Annotated in this window: 17 protein-coding genes; 10 read left to right on the top strand and 7 right to left on the bottom strand. The window is 34.8% G+C overall.

Annotated elements, in window-relative coordinates:
- Positions 1-133: 133 nt before the first annotated feature.
- Both CD30_RS06250 and CD30_RS06255 read right to left on the bottom strand, forming a co-directional pair.
- Positions 134-1,075, bottom strand: coding sequence for a copper resistance D family protein (locus CD30_RS06250; RefSeq protein WP_235802011.1), 942 nt, complete (start codon positions 1,073-1,075; stop codon positions 134-136).
- 153 nt (positions 1,076-1,228) lie between these two features.
- A complete protein-coding gene (locus tag CD30_RS06255; protein ID WP_052126069.1) occupies positions 1,229-1,834 on the bottom strand; it encodes a copper resistance CopC family protein in 606 nt (201 codons plus the stop codon).
- Between the two features lie 200 nt (positions 1,835-2,034).
- Between CD30_RS06255 and CD30_RS06260 the strand changes: the two genes are divergently transcribed.
- Both CD30_RS06260 and CD30_RS06265 read left to right on the top strand, forming a co-directional pair.
- Positions 2,035-2,394 (top strand): ArsR/SmtB family transcription factor, encoded by a 360-nt coding sequence (locus CD30_RS06260; RefSeq protein ID WP_036174271.1) that lies wholly within the window; start codon positions 2,035-2,037, stop codon positions 2,392-2,394.
- On the top strand, positions 2,387-4,525 hold the full coding sequence (locus CD30_RS06265; protein ID WP_036174038.1) for a heavy metal translocating P-type ATPase: 2,139 nt from the start codon (positions 2,387-2,389) through the stop codon (positions 4,523-4,525). The genes CD30_RS06260 and CD30_RS06265 overlap by 8 nt, the downstream gene beginning before the upstream one ends.
- 106 nt (positions 4,526-4,631) lie before the next feature.
- On the opposite strand, the gene CD30_RS06270 is transcribed toward CD30_RS06265, so the two are convergent.
- Positions 4,632-5,156 (bottom strand): hypothetical protein, encoded by a 525-nt coding sequence (locus CD30_RS06270; RefSeq protein ID WP_036174041.1) that lies wholly within the window; start codon positions 5,154-5,156, stop codon positions 4,632-4,634.
- A 106-nt stretch (positions 5,157-5,262) separates the two neighbouring features.
- Here CD30_RS06270 and CD30_RS06275 point away from each other — a divergent pair, with 106 nt between their 5' ends.
- Positions 5,263-5,835, top strand: coding sequence for a TetR/AcrR family transcriptional regulator (locus CD30_RS06275; protein WP_036174044.1), 573 nt, complete (start codon positions 5,263-5,265; stop codon positions 5,833-5,835).
- A gap of 47 nt (positions 5,836-5,882) precedes the next feature.
- Here the strand turns inward: CD30_RS06275 and CD30_RS06280 are convergent, their stop codons facing one another.
- Entirely contained in the window at positions 5,883-6,152 is a 270-nt protein-coding gene (locus CD30_RS06280; RefSeq protein ID WP_141096035.1) for a 2TM domain-containing protein, read from the bottom strand.
- Between the two features lie 211 nt (positions 6,153-6,363).
- On the opposite strand from CD30_RS06280, the gene CD30_RS06285 reads away from it, so the two are divergent.
- Positions 6,364-7,086: a glycerophosphodiester phosphodiesterase gene (locus CD30_RS06285; RefSeq protein ID WP_036174050.1), complete on the top strand. Its 723-nt coding sequence runs from the start codon at positions 6,364-6,366 to the stop codon at positions 7,084-7,086.
- Positions 7,087-7,182: 96 nt separating this feature from the next.
- Here the strand turns inward: CD30_RS06285 and CD30_RS06290 are convergent, their stop codons facing one another.
- On the bottom strand, positions 7,183-8,205 hold the full coding sequence (locus CD30_RS06290; protein ID WP_036174053.1) for a DUF2804 domain-containing protein: 1,023 nt from the start codon (positions 8,203-8,205) through the stop codon (positions 7,183-7,185).
- Positions 8,206-8,440: 235 nt separating this feature from the next.
- Here CD30_RS06290 and CD30_RS06295 point away from each other — a divergent pair, with 235 nt between their 5' ends.
- Positions 8,441-8,971: an amidase domain-containing protein gene (locus CD30_RS06295; RefSeq protein WP_036174056.1), complete on the top strand. Its 531-nt coding sequence runs from the start codon at positions 8,441-8,443 to the stop codon at positions 8,969-8,971.
- 138 nt (positions 8,972-9,109) lie between these two features.
- Positions 9,110-9,718, top strand: coding sequence for a nitroreductase family protein (locus tag CD30_RS06300; RefSeq protein ID WP_036174059.1), 609 nt, complete (start codon positions 9,110-9,112; stop codon positions 9,716-9,718).
- 127 nt (positions 9,719-9,845) lie between these two features.
- Here CD30_RS06300 and CD30_RS06305 read toward each other — a convergent pair whose 3' ends face one another.
- Both CD30_RS06305 and CD30_RS06310 read right to left on the bottom strand, forming a co-directional pair.
- Complete coding sequence (locus CD30_RS06305; RefSeq protein ID WP_084077677.1) at positions 9,846-11,219, bottom strand: sensor histidine kinase; 1,374 nt, start codon at positions 11,217-11,219, stop codon at positions 9,846-9,848.
- Between the two features lie 194 nt (positions 11,220-11,413).
- Complete coding sequence (locus CD30_RS06310) at positions 11,414-12,037, bottom strand: hypothetical protein (RefSeq protein WP_036174065.1); 624 nt, start codon at positions 12,035-12,037, stop codon at positions 11,414-11,416.
- A 395-nt stretch (positions 12,038-12,432) separates the two neighbouring features.
- Here CD30_RS06310 and CD30_RS20050 point away from each other — a divergent pair, with 395 nt between their 5' ends.
- The 4 genes from CD30_RS20050 to CD30_RS06325 all read left to right on the top strand — a co-directional run bounded on the left by CD30_RS20050 (position 12,433) and on the right by CD30_RS06325 (position 16,326).
- Positions 12,433-12,711: a hypothetical protein gene (locus tag CD30_RS20050; protein ID WP_141096036.1), complete on the top strand. Its 279-nt coding sequence runs from the start codon at positions 12,433-12,435 to the stop codon at positions 12,709-12,711.
- A gap of 708 nt (positions 12,712-13,419) precedes the next feature.
- Positions 13,420-14,202: an ABC transporter ATP-binding protein gene (locus CD30_RS06315; RefSeq protein ID WP_036174068.1), complete on the top strand. Its 783-nt coding sequence runs from the start codon at positions 13,420-13,422 to the stop codon at positions 14,200-14,202.
- A complete protein-coding gene (locus tag CD30_RS06320) occupies positions 14,203-15,054 on the top strand; it encodes an ABC transporter permease (protein WP_036174071.1) in 852 nt (283 codons plus the stop codon).
- Positions 15,055-15,279: 225 nt separating this feature from the next.
- Positions 15,280-16,326, top strand: coding sequence for an ABC transporter substrate-binding protein (locus CD30_RS06325; RefSeq protein WP_036174074.1), 1,047 nt, complete (start codon positions 15,280-15,282; stop codon positions 16,324-16,326).
- Positions 16,327-16,518: the final 192 nt, after the last annotated feature.

A 16,518-nucleotide genomic window follows, 5' to 3' on the forward strand; every position in this document is an offset into this window, starting at 1 on the left:
TCTAATTTTTTGTGATTTTCAATTTTTCATAGAAGTTTTGACACTACCAAATTAAGGTGCGTTCATTTAATTTTATCTATACTAAATGAAATATTGGAAAAAATGTGCCCCATTGGTAACTCAAATGGATTGATTAAGCAACACCAGTCATGAATGATAAGTAAATACAAAACACAAATAAAATGCAAACGAGTAAGCTTAGGGCAGCAGGCACTTTTTTAATAAACGATAAAACTATTAAAACAAAAAATAAAATGGATAGTAAAAGCAATAAACTGCTTGTGAAATTAAAACTAAGTTGAATATTTAGATCTGCATGCACGTCTTCGCTATAAAACATTGAAAAAGTAGGAGAAATAGTTTCTGCTGAAATAATCGTTTCTTTAGGTGGTGATTGTTGACTTAATGCTGCTGTTGCTGAAAAAATCATGAGTATAATGATACTTTCAGCCTTTGCCCATGGCTTTGGATTGAAACTGGCTCCGTGTTTTAATTTGCGTCTTATAAAAATGCTATTTACAATTGCGAAAATGATTAATGGAATGATGAACAAATGCTTTAATAATAAAGCTTGACCATAGGGAATCATCCATGAATTTATGTAATCTTCATAGTTAACAACGTAATTCATAAGAAGTAATCCAGATATAATGGTTACGCCAAAGCAAAGAAATGCTAGTGGTGTAAACCAGTTTAAAAATTTTAACCAATTGTCATGATTACTTGATAACCAGCTAACAATAATAAGGATACCTACCCATATGGAGACGGCAAGGACATGCATGGAATCACTTATAAATCCCCATAGCGGCTCTATAGAACTAGGGTGGCTAGACCAAGCAATCGATAAAATTATAAGAAAAGAAAGGAAAACACCGATATATCCATAGCGGCGTTTTTCATTATAATCAAAAATAAAAACAAATAGGGAACAGATAAGCGTTATAAGTAAGGTTAAACCCCATGCTTTACCAATTTCAAAAGTAAATAGGACAGATTGAACGGAATCTATAAATGCCATTCTTGTTGATAAAAAAAGAATGACTTGTAAAACAGGTAAAAATGAAAAAATCAATATACCACCTAAAGCAACTAACAAAACACTTTTGGAAACAGTAATCTTTGGGCGTTTTATATTAGGAACAAGAGAAAACATAAAAGTTCCTATACATAAAGAAAGGCAAAGATATAGTAAAGCTTGGCTAATGATTGTAATAATCAGCATCTTCTATTTCTTTCTTCGAATCATGAAGAAGAGAACAACGACCACAATTCCAATTAAAGCGCCAATTAGAAACGGCATAAGAATAGAATTTTCCTCTTCAGGTTCTTCCGCTACTTCATGGTCTGTATGGTTTTCTGTTTCCGCTAAGTTTTCCTCGGTTTGCGTTGTAGTTTCTTCTACTGTTTCCTCTTGTTCCTCAACGTTTGTCTCTTCAACAGTGCCATTTTCCTGTTCTTGTGTGCCTGTATTTTCAACAGGAATATCGATTGTAAATGAGATACTTTCATCAATTGGATGTCCATCAGCGCCAATAATACTCCATTCTAATGTGTAGTCCCCATTTTCAAGAGGTGATGAAAGTTCGCCAGTTAACTGATCGTTATTAATAGTAATGTTGTTAATGGCTATTGACTCACCATTTGTATTTTGTAACGTCATAGTACTGCCCTGCTCAATTTTTGTTTCAAATATGAGGGTAACCTGTTGTAGTTGCTCAGTTACAACCTCTCCATTCTCTGGGGTAGAACTTTTTAAATGAGTATGGGCAAATGCAGAACTCATAAAGGATAGTAAAAAGACACAAGTGAATACAATTATTTTTTTTATCATAATAACCTCCGATTAATGTGTAAAATAATATCAATTTTTTATAAAATTTGGTCATATTTAATCATTATACAAAAACTAGTGTTTTATTCAACTTATTATTCAAATGTTCGTTTGACTATTTAGATGAAACAGCATATATTAGGAATAAATAATCAAACGGATATTTGAATGAGATAGGGGTGGGAATCTTGACAAAAGAAATGGATATGTGTGAAATCACATGTGTCGATGAGGAAAAGGTGACACGTGTTCAAAATAAATTGGCTGAAGAAAATCCTTTGGATGTAGCGAAATTTTTTAAAGTTTTATCTGATCCTACAAGGGTGAAGATCGCTTATGCATTAGCTTTTGAAGATGAATTATGTGTTTGTGATGTTGCGAATATTGTTGGATCTACAACAGCGACAGCTTCACATCATTTAAGAAACCTAAGAGAGTTAGGTTTAGCGAAATCACGCAAAGAAGGAAAATTAGTTTTTTATTCATTAGATGATGACCATGTGAGAAAACTAATTGAAGTAGCTTTTGCCCATCAAAAGGAGGTAGCAAAAGTTGAATAATGTAAAAGAAAAAGATGAACAAGAGTTTCGGGTTGAAGGTTTTTCTTGTGCCAATTGTGCGGGCAAATTTGAACGGAACGTAAAGGAGCTACCCGGTGTTCGTGATGCAAAGGTGAATTTTGGAGCATCAAAAATCTCAGTTGTAGGAAATGCAACCATTGAGGAGCTTGAAAAAGCAGGTGCGTTTGAAAACTTAAAAATTTACCCAAAGAAAACAGCTGGACAAAGGGGCACAGCTCAAGATGAAGGTAGAAAAGAAACTAAGATTTCATTTATAAAAAAATATGAGGAAGTATTATTTTCTGCATTATTAATTGTCATAGGATTTATTTCGTTATTTACAAATGGTGAAGAAAATATTGTGACAACGCTATTGTTTTTAGCTGCAATCTTAATAGGTGGCTATTCATTGTTTAAAGTGGGTTTTCAAAACTTACTTCGTCTTGATTTTGATATGAAAACTCTGATGACTGTGGCCATAATTGGTGCCGCTATTATTGGAGAATGGGCTGAAGGTGCTATCGTTGTTATATTATTTGCCATTAGTGAAGCGTTGGAACGATTTTCAATGGATCGAGCACGACAATCCATTCGCTCCCTTATGGATATTGCTCCTAAAGAAGCACTCGTTCGTCGAAATGGGCAAGAAATATTAGTAGATGTTGAATCCGTTGCAATTGGAGACGTTATGATTGTAAAACCGGGCCAAAAAATTGCAATGGATGGTTTGGTTGTTAAAGGATATTCTGCAGTCAATCAAGCAGCCATTACTGGCGAATCTGTACCAGTTGCAAAAGAAGTTAATGATGAAGTATTTGCAGGAACATTAAATGAAGAAGGTTTATTAGAAGTAAAGGTAACAAAATTAGTTGAAGATACAACGATTGCAAAAATTATTGAACTGGTTGAAGAAGCGCAAGGTGAACGAGCGCCATCTCAAGCCTTTATTGATAAATTTGCTAAATACTATACACCACTCATTATGATTATTGCTGGATTGGTAGCGGTAATTCCTCCTATATTGTTTAATGGAGATTGGGGAACTTGGGTGTATCAAGGGTTATCTATCCTTGTAGTAGGTTGTCCGTGTGCTTTAGTTATTTCAACTCCAATTTCAATCGTTTCAGCTATAGGCAATGCTGCAAAAAAGGGTGTCCTTATAAAAGGCGGTATTTATTTAGAGGAAATGGGCGGCATAAAGGCTATTGCTTTTGATAAAACAGGGACATTGACTAAAGGTGTACCGGTTGTGACAGATTTCAAATTATTAAAAGATTTATCGAGTGAGAAAGAGTTACTTGCTAATGTGGCAGCGCTGGAAAACCGTTCTGGCCATCCACTTGCATCTGCAATTGTTAGGAAAGCAAATGAAATGGGAATTAGCTACAAAGGTATTGTCGTTGAAAATTTTGAATCTATCACAGGTAAAGGGATAAAAGGTTCAATTGAAGGAATTACTTATTATATTGGTAGTCCAAAACTATTCCAAACAACAACGGTTGATTTTCCCGAAATAACTGCCTTTCAAAAAGAGGGTAAGACGGTGATGGTAATGGGTACTGAAGAAGAAACCTTAGCTATCATTGCTGTTGCAGATCAAGTTCGAGAGTCAAGTAAAGGTGTTATAAGTAAACTTCATTCACATGGTATTAAAACCATTATGTTAACAGGGGACAATGAATCGACTGCAAAAGCAAAAGGACATGAGATTGGTGTATCTGATGTTCAAGCAGAATTAATGCCAGAAGACAAATTAAACTATATTAAACAATTACGATCTGAATATGGCAAAGTGGCAATGGTAGGAGACGGAGTTAACGACGCACCAGCACTTGCAGCAGCTACAGTTGGTGTTGCAATGGGTGGTGCTGGAACAGACACTGCATTGGAGACAGCTGATGTTGTGCTAATGGCAGATGACCTAACGAAGCTACCATTTACAATTAAATTAAGTCGAAAAGCATTGGGTATTATCAAATCGAACATAATCTTTGCCCTTGGTATAAAGGTATTAGCGCTATTACTAGTTGTTCCGGGATGGCTAACGCTATGGATTGCTATTTTAGCTGACATGGGTGCAACCTTGTTAGTTTCGTTAAATAGTATGAGATTATTAAGGGTTAAAGAATAATTAAAACGGAAAAAACGCTTGGGAATCTTTAAAATACCCAAGCGTTTTAAGTTTTTATCTTTGTTAGATGTTATTTGTATAGAGTAGCTTAATGAGCGCTCTAAAATTAATTAGATTTTTTCGGGAAAATAATATACGAAACACTAATTGCACCATCGACTAATACGACAATTGACCAGATTCTCCAAAGATTAAACAACGCTTCTGCCTTAAGGTGTCCTACATAGAAAATCATGAGCCAAATTAAGGAACTGCCTATTACATAAGCTACGACATGTCTAGCCCACATTTTCATTTCGTATTTCCCTTTTGCCAGTCCTGAAAGTTTCTTTTTTGTTGAAGACTTCTTTAAAAACAGCACTTGGAATTTCTCATCTGCCCATGCAATCATCGACTTTCCGTAAGCTAACGAAACGCCGATATAAATAGCCGCAACTCCATGGGCAGTTGTTGCTATAGCGCCATTTTTTAAATCCATAGCTGTTAATACAATAAGTGCTAAATCAACAAAAGGTGTAAGGATAAAAAAGAACCAACTAAGACCTTTCAAATTCAATATATATCTTGAAACAAGACCGAGTGCTATTGCAATCCAAAAGGCAATTTCAGCAGCAATTATCCATGTAATCAAAAACTCTACCCCTTAAATTTTATTTAATACAATTGTATTGAAATGATATCATGGTGTTTTAAATAATACAACTGTATTATTTAAAAAATATTGTTATAATAAAAACATGCCGAAAATAGTAAATCATGAAGAAAGAAAAACACAAATCGCAAAAGCAACCTGGAATGTTATTGCGAAGTATGGATTAGAAGGGGCTTCTGTACGCTCGATTGCAAAGGAGGCGAATTTATCACTTGGAGCAGTTCGTCACTATTTTAATACACAAGAAGAACTGCTGGAGTTTGCAATGCAGCTTGTTGAAGAACAGGTGAGGGAACGAATTATCGAGCATACAAAGAGGCCACTTAGCCTAAAGGAAATTACATTGAACATCTTAATGGAGCTTGTTCCATTTGAAAATCGCAATATTGAAATGCAAGTATGGTTGGAGTATGTTTCTTACAAAATTCGAAAGAAAGAAGTAGGAGAAGATAATGTTTATTCTGCTGTTGTGCAACTAGTAACAAAGCTAAATGACGAAGGTGTCCTTCAAGAGAATATTTTTTTAGAAGAGGAAATCGTTCATCTACATGCGTTAATCGACGGGCTAGCATTACATATATTAATGGGGGTAGTACCGATTGGTGAGGAAAGAGTAAGGTATTTAATCCGACGTGAATTAGATCGGTTATTTAAATAGATGGAAAACGCACTGATTCTTTTTAATCAATGCGTTTATGTTTCGGACTAATCCTCATCCATATATTTAGCAATTTGTCGTTCTTCCCAGTTCTTCCCGAATAGTGATGTGTGACCAAGGACGGCAAAGGCATGTGAAACAATACCAATTCCCCATCCTAATAAGGGATAAATAAACCATAATGTACCATCGAAATTAAATAAATTAATGCCGATTAACCCGATATTTACAACGACATAAACAAATAGATGAATATAAAAAGCCTTTATTTTTTCCACTTTCTTTTTTGCTTGTAAATACTTATCATCTAAATTCAACATGTAACCCTCATTTCACTTTATTTAATATTTATTGACACATACTAGATGGAATATGCTTTACTTGTGATTACTATATCATGGAAAATTTGTATTTCTGTTAAATGTATTGTATCGAGTAATAAAGTTTCGATAACATGTAGAAAAACAGGTGTAAGTGGTTTGAAGTTAAATGAATAGGATTATCTGAATCCGATAATGGAGGGGTCGTATGAAAATTTATGCACATAGGGGGTATTCAGGGAGTTATCCTGAAAATACATTAGCCGCTTTTCGTGCAGTCGCAAAGTTACCTGTACATGGAGTTGAATTTGATGTGCATTTAACGAAAGATCGCCAAGTTGTTGTCATTCATGATGAATCCATAGATCGTACTTCAAACGGTAAGGGATACATTAAAGATATGACCCTTGAAGAGTTGCGTAGTTATGACTTTGGTTCATGGTTTGGTAGGGAGTTTGAAGGGGAAGTCATTCCAACCTTATCTGAAGTATTAAATGTATTTCGTCAATGCCATCACCACATTAATATTGAGCTGAAATCAGATGTTTTTGTTTATACAGGATTAGAAGAGCTAGTTCTAAAGGAAGTCGAGGAATGTGGGATGGTGGAACGCGTTGTCATCTCATCCTTTGACCATGAAGCGGTAAATCGAATTTTCGAACTTGCTCCAGATGTGGAAAATGCAGCATTGTTTGCAAATATGATATTAAATGTTAAGGAATATCAAAGGCAGCTTCCTGCAAAAGCTTTACATGTCTATTTGCCGACTGCAGTTCGAAAACCCGTACTTGATGCTATAAAACAAGGTTCTATTGTGAGGGTTTGGACAGTAAATGAATTAGACTACGTTGATCAACTTTTACAACTTGGGGTTGATGGTATATTTACAGACGAGCCAGAGAAAATGTATAAGTATATCCATAATAGATAGAAAAAAATGGAGCTAACCTTTTCATAGGTTGGCTCCAATTTAATGTATCATTTTAAAATCTAATAGGTGATTGTTTCTATGAAGTTCTTCGTTGAACTACCATTTTGCTTCGTGCTCCTCAATACACCCTAGCATCTGCTGAATTAATATTGTACTTCCATCTTCTAATTTAACCTGTCCATGGTAATAACCAACTAATTGGTGGACTTCCGAATGAACGATCTTCATCTCATTTTTTGCAACACGTTCAAAAAATGGGTGGAAGCTGAGCATTACCTGATCAGAGAATTTCGTTGTGATATACCAAGGCTTCATGAAATTAGTACGATCATAGCTAAATAACACATCTTCATGAATCTTGGTCATTTTACCATCAATGAAAACCGCATTTTCAGTCATACCTGTGCCATCTGTCCATTGACCACCAAAATTTAAACCTACTCGTTGCCCTCTAACCCGTTGAGATGCCATTGCCCAATTCCAAACCACTTCTCGAGGCCAAATACCGCGACCAAAATCAAGCACACTAAAACAATCTTCTTCATTGAATTTATAAGTACGATCCCCGATTTTTACAAAACCGGTAGTCGGTAAAGTGTGATGTTTGGCAGTGAATTGAAAGATTTGACGGTTTTTTGGAATAACTACATTTAAGGATTCATCATCAGCCGGATGTTCTATAATTAATTCTGCCTGTAAATTAGCATTATCAAAGTTTTTTGAAGCAACAGATAAATAAGTAGTCTGTTGTAAATGAGTAATACTAATATTTAATTCCGCATTTGAAAATTGGATTGGTTCTAATACCATTGTTGGCATTTTGACCTTACCACCCAATGGAATTGTAATAGTTTTTTCTATAAACCGTTGTGTCTCATATTCTAAGAAATAAACAAAGCATACCGCAGCATAATCTAAATGGCTAATTGTTACAGAAAATAAGATTTCTTCTCCAAAAACACACCAGTAATTCCATTTCTTCTTACGCATAAAATGGCCAGATAAATTACTTTCAATCAATGGTTTGCGGGCAAATCCGATTGCATTTGGATTTAAATTTCCCTTTTTATCACATAAACGGGTGAGCTCCACAATTTCTCGTTCAGCATGCTGCGTCAAGTTAATACATCCTCTCACTGAAAAACTCTCAAAAAATATGCAACTTACAATATGATGTCTATCTTGATAATATATCATTAATTTTGTGGAATAAGTTAAATTTTATAGACAAAAAAATGTTTCATTTTTATTACATAAATTACCTGGAAATTACTAAATCATGTTCAATAAATTTGAAATTTTAGGCAGAATAGCGAGGGAATACGCATAGGATGGTTGTAGAGGAGGGACGGTAATCGCAACTTATTATAACCGCAATGCGGCGGTGCAATATGCAAGAACTTGGTGGAATGGTCGAAATCCAGTATACCCTTCGTTTGTAGACGACTGTACCAATTTTATTTCTCAATGTTTAAGAGCTGGTGGTGCACCAATGACTGGAGCGCCAAATAGGGGGAGAGGTTGGTGGATTACTGATGGCTGGCAAACAGGACGGCCGGGGCAGTTTGCGAGGGAGACTTGGAGTTATAGCTGGTCAGTATCGCATGCGCTAAGACTATACCTCGAAAATGCCACATCGGGTTTAACGGCAACAAGAGTTAATTCGCCATCAGAATTAACTGTTGGCGATGTGATATTTTATGACTTTGAAGGGGATGGAAGGACTAATCATAGTACCATTGTGACCAGTATGATAAATGGTGTGCCTTATATTCATGCGCATACGGTAAATAGTGAAAATCGTCACTATGATTATCGAAATTCTTTAGCCTACACACCAAATACCCAGTATTTTTATTATAAAATTGATGATGTATTTAATTAAAAACAAAAACATTAACTTACATAGCATGTAAAGTAGTAAAATATAATCACTATTTCCATTTTATCTGTTTTATGATAAGGTAACTGATATGAAATGGGGTATTTGTCGAGTCAAAGTTTAAGGAGAGAAAACGACAATATGAATGAACAATCATTATCAGTTAGAGAAGCAATCGTTGGAAGACGTTCCATTAAAAAATTTAATGGCCAACCTGTAGATAGAGAAGATTTATTAAACATTATCGATGATGCAGTTTGGGCGCCGAATCATAAAAATAGAGAACCATGGAGATTAGTTGTTGCGTGTGGGAAAGAACTTTTCCAATTGCATGATTTACTAAGAGATACCGCTATACCAAGATGGCAGGATTTATCAGCTGAAGTGTTAGAAAAACAAATGCAAAAATTTACTACACCGGGTGCTTTCGTTTTTGTGATTGTGCCAGAGGATGTTCGTCAAAAACAACGTTTAGAGGATTACGCTGCAGCGAGTACATTTATTCACAATATCCAGCTTCTGGCATGGGATTATGGTATTGGTTCTTGCTGGAAAACGCCTGAATATTTAGATGCTCCAGCATTTCGCGAGGCGATTGGTGCAAAGCCAGGGGAACGAATTATTTCAATGCTCCAGTTAGGGTATTTTGATGAATTGCCAAAAGGAAAAGAACGTAAGAAATCGGATGAAATCGTGACGATTTTCGGTCAGAAGGAAGAAAATGAAACCCTTGAGGATGTTATAGAATAAAAATAGCAGAGGTTTTATGTGATAGAAAGTTTGATAGAAAATTATAAAAGCTTATCCGTATTATCTCGTGGATAAGCTTTTTGTTATGTAAGAAAAATTGCAAATGCATTATTTTAAAATTACTTAATTAAACATGTAATGTTAATTGACTATTGGGTATTTCAATCTCCTGCATAAACCAACCATTTTCAATTTGTGTAGACATTTTAACATTATTATAGCCCTTTAAAAGATCTCTTACATTGGATAAACCAATTCCGCGACCATCACCTTTTGTTGAAAAGTTTTCTTTATTAATGTCAGTAATGTTAATGGATGATTCATCTACTGTATTATCTATCCCGATTAATATTGAGTTCTGATGAGTATTGATGAAAGCAATGTGAACTTCACCTTCTTCTAACTTTGTACAAGCCTCAATTGCATTATCTGTTAAGATGCCGATAATTCGAGTTAAATCAATAATATCCATATCAATCGCCTCAATTACTTCGGGAATTTCAATATTCATCTTAATGCCAATTTGATCAGCTCTCATTAACTTTGTTGCAAGGAGGCCTTTAAGCTCTACAATTTTTAAATTATCTAAATTGCTAAGTACTTCGTTTTTAATAAGAGTTTCTTTTTCAGCCTTTAAAATGTGAGATTGAAAATAATTTTTTAACCCTTCTAAATCCTCATTTTCTAAGTAACCACGCATGGTAAGTAGGATATTTGCATAATCATGCTGGAATTTACGCATTTCCTTATTTACTTTTTCCAGTGAGTTCATGTAATTCAATTGTTGTTCTTGTTCCTTTGTCATTTGTTGAAATTCTCTATGTTTTTTAATACTTTGATAAAGAATTCTTGCTAGGATAGCCATCATGAACAAATAGCCAGTTTCTAATGCAACGTTAATGCGGAATGCAATCGTTTCACTAGGATCAACGCGGATAAAAGTATTCAAGTAAACCACGATAATTGTAAAAATGGAAATAAATAAAATATACAGACGAACTTTAAAAGGTAATGGTGTAATTGGATTAATATTGGAAATCAGCTTTTTATAAAGAAATGCTAGTAATGAAAAGGCTACCAAATATATCGATGTATAGTAGTAAAGATGGTATTGTTCATTACTAATGAAAAAGTATGTAAGCCTTTGAGCGCTATCCTCTGAAAGGTTAGAGCCAAGTACTAAGAAGCTTAAATCTAATATAGAGCGAATTGATTTAGAAAAGAAATTAAAGATGGCTAATGTAGATAGTATTAAGAATATAGTAAATATCCATTTAGTTCCTAGTTGAAACAATATCAATAATGGTAAGAAAACAAAAACGATACAAATAAATGTCCTATTAAGTGTTGGCTTCACATTTAGTGTGTAAAATAATCCAAGAAAGAGCGTGGCTACTTCCAATATAGGTATAAAACTATGCTGTAATATGATGGACACCTCGCTAAGTGGTAGGTTTATTGAGTTATAATCTTTTAGATAGACACAATTATATACTAACATAAAATTCCAAGTAATCAATCTTTATTTATCTGAAAAGTAAAAAAACTTAGGTAGCTTTTTACTGGTTGTAAATAGAGGGGTGGGAGGTTCTTGTGCTAGAAAAGGGATTGTGAAAACAATAAAATAAATACTATTCATATAATAGCATTAAGATAAATAAATAACCCCCTCAAAAAAAGTTGAGGGGGCCACTTTTAATTTGCTTCTGTAATCATTTCTGGAATGAATTCAATACTTTTACTTGTGCTTGTTGTTTTGATTTTTGTGAATTTTTTACGCCAGTCTTGATATAAAGAAATAACCTGGTCATATGCTTTGCTATCTTCTTTTCGAATATGAAGAATCATATCATAGTAAACTTCAACAGCTTCGCAAAATTCCTGCCCAAATAATTTACAGCAAACATCTTTATCAACTCGACCGTGTTGAATCCCTGTTGAAATTGTTTTCAAGTGATACAATGCGCCGTGTACATCCAATTCTTCGCGGATAGCAACCTGGTCCTTTGTTAGCGGATAATCGTATTTAAAGTTGTGAATACCTTTTACATCTGATACAAAAGATGGGTCATCATAAGCTAAATCTCGTACTTTAACTTTATAATTTTTTAAATGTGGGACGACAGTATCTGTAAAACGATCTGCGAATAATATGGCCTTTTCCGTTGCGTCCCGTTTATCCTTTAGTAAATCAATCTTCACAATTTTATTTAACCTCAACCAAACGATGGACAGTAAAAATATCGTAAATAATAGAATTGCGGTTTCGATAGGGTTTTCTGATATTAAAGTGTATAGAATTTGATTCCAATTTTCCAAGTGTTCTCACTCCTATTCAATGAAAATATTTCTATTTCTATTATGTTTAGTAAAAATGGATTCTATTCTACATATGCAAAAAAAATAGTAAATATGAATAATAGAGTACAAAAAAATTGAAAAAAATAGATAGTTAATTAGTTTATTATGAGATTTATGCTAGAAAGAGTTCTATTAATGTCTATTACTTCTTTTAAAGTTTGGAAGAGCGGGGATTTTTAACAACAAAATTTTATGCTAATATTTAACTTTGTCATTAATGGGTTCGAGAAAAATGGAACGTATTTGAAATGAAAGGATTTATGATGAAATTAACATACTCGTCCTCGAAAAATCGTAAATATAATATAATCCTAAAATCTTCGTTCGAAAATATACTTACTTGGGGGAGAGCAATGAGGGTTTATTTTATCGTGACGCAGATGGTGTACTTTCTAACGATACTGCCATGGTTTTTAATTTGGGGATTGTCACTTACTACCTTTGGCTCGGGGATTAATTTAGATAATACTTTGTTTGTTTTAACGATAACCGTATATCCAGTGGTGATTGTAGTTTGTTCCATCATTGCGTGGTATTTTCATTCGAAGAAACCAATTGCTTCGTTCTTCATTAACTTCATACCGATTATTTGGATGTTTTTGTACTATTATTTAATGACGATGAACATGTAAACAAATAATGAAAAATATCCGGGATAAAGTGTACATGCCATTGGGTGAAAAAACGCTCAAAGAGAGGCTGGGACATAAAGAGAAAAGTACAATCCATTTTAAAATGCGGATTGTACTTTTTTGATATAGAACCGTTCGTTTCCGAGGCAGGCTTCGCTTTCCGCGGGCGAGCGGTGAGCCTCCTCGAGCTTTGCTCTGCTGGGTCTCACCACTGCTCTTACATCCCGCAGGAGTCTTCGCCTACCTCTCCAACGAACGACTTCCAAATAAGCGGTGAACAAATATTTACTATTCTTTCTTGTGTCTACTTGTTCGTAGTTTACTTTTGTCCCAGCCTCCTTTAAATTTAAGTTCAATTTTGGATACTTAAAGTGAATAGAAAAAATGATGCACCTAGATATCCATTTTGTTACTTTATCCAAATCTGTTCAATTAGTTTTCTATTTAATAAGAAGAGGTTTGTGTAAAAACGTTTACTTCACTTAGTTAAAATAGCTAAATAGTAAACCTAATTTTGTAAGCAATAGCTAATGTCAAATAGAAAGTAAGAAAATATAATTAAATCATGTTATAAAACTTATACACAATAAGTTATAAAAAGTAACGTTATTTCTGATTTATGGAATAGCATTCAGCCATTGTACTGAATTTGGTTAAAGAATAAAACGAATTGAAAATAAGAAATCCGCTAGATTAGGAGGGTTTAAAATGGTTGTAATGGAAAACGAGGTTGTCTCATTTGAACAGGTAGATAAGATCTACAATACAGGAACTGTGGCGTTAAACCGGCTAAACCTTTCGATAAAGGAAGGAGAATTTATCAGTTTTTTAGGTCCTTCGGGTTGTGGGAAGTCTACTGCATTACGCATGGTTGCAGGATTAGGTGATCCGACGAAAGGGAAAGTGAATGTATTTGGTCAAGATCCGAAGGCAGTTATTCAAAAGACAAACGATGTAGCATTTGTTTTCCAAGAAGCAAATTTACTTCCTTGGCGGACGGTTTTGGATAATGTTTTGTTACCGTTGGAATTAAGAGGCTCTGATAAAAAGAGTAGAAAAGAGGCGGCAATTCAAGTATTGGAGAAAGTAGGGTTAAAAGATCATATTAAATCATACCCACGTCAGCTTTCGGGTGGGATGAAAATGAGGGTGTCTATCGCGCGTGCGATGGCTGCAAAACCAAAGCTTTTGTTAATGGATGAACCTTTTGCTGCGTTAGATGAGTTAACACGTCAAACATTACAAATGGATTTGTTAAATATTTGGGAAAAGGAAAAAATGACGATATTGTTTGTTACCCACAATGTTTATGAAGCGGTATACCTATCCTCTAGGATTGCGGTTATGTCCGCAAGACCTGGACGACTATCAACATTAATTGATGTCAACCTTCCTTATCCGAGAGAACGTACAAATACCGAATTTGCAGATCTTGTAAATGTTGCCTCTCAAAGTCTTGAGCACAGTATGGGACGAAAGGAGTTAGTATAAATGACGGTTAAAACTGTATCTACAGAATCAAAAAAAGCTGTAAAGAAAACATCCAGTGTGCAATGGAAAAGCTTGTTTGGCTTAAAGTATCTCGGTCCAATCATTGCCTTTGTAGTATTTATTTCTGTTTGGCAGTTTGTACCGATGTTAATGGATATTAAACCATTTATTCTTCCGAAACCAACGGATGTTTTGGAAGCGGCGATTGAGGACTGGCATTTACTGTGGCCAGCGATGCAAATGACCATATTTGAAGCGGTGATTGGCTTTGTTCTCAGTGCAGTTATCGGGATAGGGATCTCTATCTTACTAGCGAGCTCAAGAGTATTAGAGATTAGTCTTTACCCTTATGCGGTAATCTTACAAACCATTCCTGTTGTTGCCATCGCTCCGATTGTTGTTATTTGGTTTGGTTCAGGGTTTAATTCTATCGTAATCATCTCCTTTTTAATAGGATTCTTCCCGATTGTTTCAAATACGTTAATGGGTCTAAACTCCGTTGATAATAACATGGGTGATTTGTTCAAACTGTACAATGCGAACAAATGGCAAACGATGTTTAAACTGCGAATTCCAGCTGCAATGCCGTTTATTATGTCTGGTTTAAAGGTTTCATGTACATTAGCTATCATTGGTGCCATAACAGGAGAATATATCGCAGGGATTGGCGGCGGAAAAGGTGGATTGGGTTATGCCATTACTGTAGCTGCAGTTCAGCTGAAGACGCCTTATCTATTCGCTTGTGCAATCGCAGGTGCGCTGTTTGGAATTGTGTTCTATCTATTAGTCAGCTTGCTTTCGCGATTAGTCCTAAAATCTTGGCACGAATCAGCGATGAAAGTAGAAAAATAGTAGTAAATTCGTAATGTAGGAGAATGACAGACGCTTTCGTTTGAAAATTCTTTTATATAAATGGGCTTATAATGATATGTTAATCATTTCAATAAATAAGAAAACCTTTAATTTATCTCACTTCTAAGAAGAAAATCGATTTTAAGAATCGGTTAACATATTCCAATGATACAGGCCTATGTGTTCAAAATTTATGCATTTTGAAAATTGAAGGGAGTAAAGGTTATGAAGGAATTAAAGAAATTAAGTTTATTATTATTTGGACTAGCTTTATTAGTTGTTTTAGCTGCTTGTGGTGGAAGTGGTTCAAGTAGCGAACCGGCAGGTGAAGGGACAGGAACGTCTGGTAGTGAAACACCTTCGGAAACAACAGAAGAACCTGTAGAAATGAAGGATGTCAAATTAGTTTTAAACTGGTTTGCTAAAGCACAGCATGGCGGTGTTTATGCTGCGCAAGAAAATGGGTTATTTGAAGAGGCGGGTTTAAATGTAACCGTTGAGCCAGGTGGACCTCAAGTATCTTCGATTAACATGGTCGCATCAGGTAATGCGGAATTTGGTCTTGCTCATGCTGACCAAATCGCAATGGCTCGTAACGAAGGAATTGAATTAGTAGCAGTTGCGACAGCGATGCAAGGAAGTCCTCAAGCATTTATGTTCCATAAAGGTCATGGTATTGAAGACTTTGAAGAGCTAAATGGAAGAAAAGTATTTATCCAACCAGGAATTATATATTGGGAATATTTAAAAACACAATATGACCTTAGTGGTGTTGAAGAATTAACTTACACGGGTCAACATGTAAACTTCATTCCTGATGTAGAATCTGTTACACAAGCATTCCTTACTTCTGAACCGTATTTTATGGAATTAGAAGGTGTTGAAGTAGAAACAAAGTTAATTGCAGATGCAGGTTACGATCCTTATAACGTAGTACTTTACGTAACAAAAGATTACTTAGAACAAAATAAAGAAACAGTTGCTGCGTTCACAAAAGCATTTGTTGAAGGTTGGAACTTATATAAAGATTCTTACGAAGAGATTAATCCAATCATCCAGGCAGATAATCCAGATATAGAATTAGAATCATTGCAATTCGAAGCTGAATCTCAAGCTGAATTTGTTTACGGAATGGATGCTGCTGAAAATGGTGTAGGTTATATGACGGAAGAGCGTTGGGCGACATTAATTGAACAATTGTACAGCTTAGGATTGCTTGATGAGCAATATGATGCAAGCACAATCTTTACAACAGAATTTTTACCACAATAATTACCTATATCTAAATAGAGGGCTGATCCAATTGTTTGGATTGGCTCTTTGTTTTATTGTATTAGGACTTTATTTAAATTCGGTAGATTGATAGAATTAACTGAATAATAAGAAAATTATATATGGTAACTAAATTAATAATAGGGTTTTGTGGAGAATACCAATGTATGAAGTGTCGTATTTATTTACAAT

The organism is Ureibacillus massiliensis 4400831 = CIP 108448 = CCUG 49529 (assembly GCF_000772965.1).
Taxonomy (GTDB): domain Bacteria; phylum Bacillota; class Bacilli; order Bacillales_A; family Planococcaceae; genus Ureibacillus; species Ureibacillus massiliensis.

Excerpts from the sequence above, each read along its gene's own strand:
- CD30_RS06255 (WP_052126069.1), bottom strand. The coding sequence starts at position 1,834 with ATGATAAAAAAAATAATTGTATTCACTTGTGTCTTTTTACTATCCTTT.
- CD30_RS06285 (WP_036174050.1), top strand. The coding sequence starts at position 6,364 with ATGAAAATTTATGCACATAGGGGGTATTCAGGGAGTTATCCTGAAAAT.
- CD30_RS06315 (WP_036174068.1), top strand. The coding sequence starts at position 13,420 with ATGGTTGTAATGGAAAACGAGGTTGTCTCATTTGAACAGGTAGATAAG.
- CD30_RS20050 (WP_141096036.1), top strand. The coding sequence starts at position 12,433 with ATGAGGGTTTATTTTATCGTGACGCAGATGGTGTACTTTCTAACGATA.
- CD30_RS06275 (WP_036174044.1), top strand. The coding sequence starts at position 5,263 with ATGCCGAAAATAGTAAATCATGAAGAAAGAAAAACACAAATCGCAAAA.
- CD30_RS06325 (WP_036174074.1), top strand. The coding sequence starts at position 15,280 with ATGAAGGAATTAAAGAAATTAAGTTTATTATTATTTGGACTAGCTTTA.
- CD30_RS06320 (WP_036174071.1), top strand. The coding sequence starts at position 14,203 with ATGACGGTTAAAACTGTATCTACAGAATCAAAAAAAGCTGTAAAGAAA.
- CD30_RS06305 (WP_084077677.1), bottom strand. The coding sequence starts at position 11,219 with ATGTTAGTATATAATTGTGTCTATCTAAAAGATTATAACTCAATAAAC.
- CD30_RS06260 (WP_036174271.1), top strand. The coding sequence starts at position 2,035 with ATGGATATGTGTGAAATCACATGTGTCGATGAGGAAAAGGTGACACGT.
- CD30_RS06300 (WP_036174059.1), top strand. The coding sequence starts at position 9,110 with ATGAATGAACAATCATTATCAGTTAGAGAAGCAATCGTTGGAAGACGT.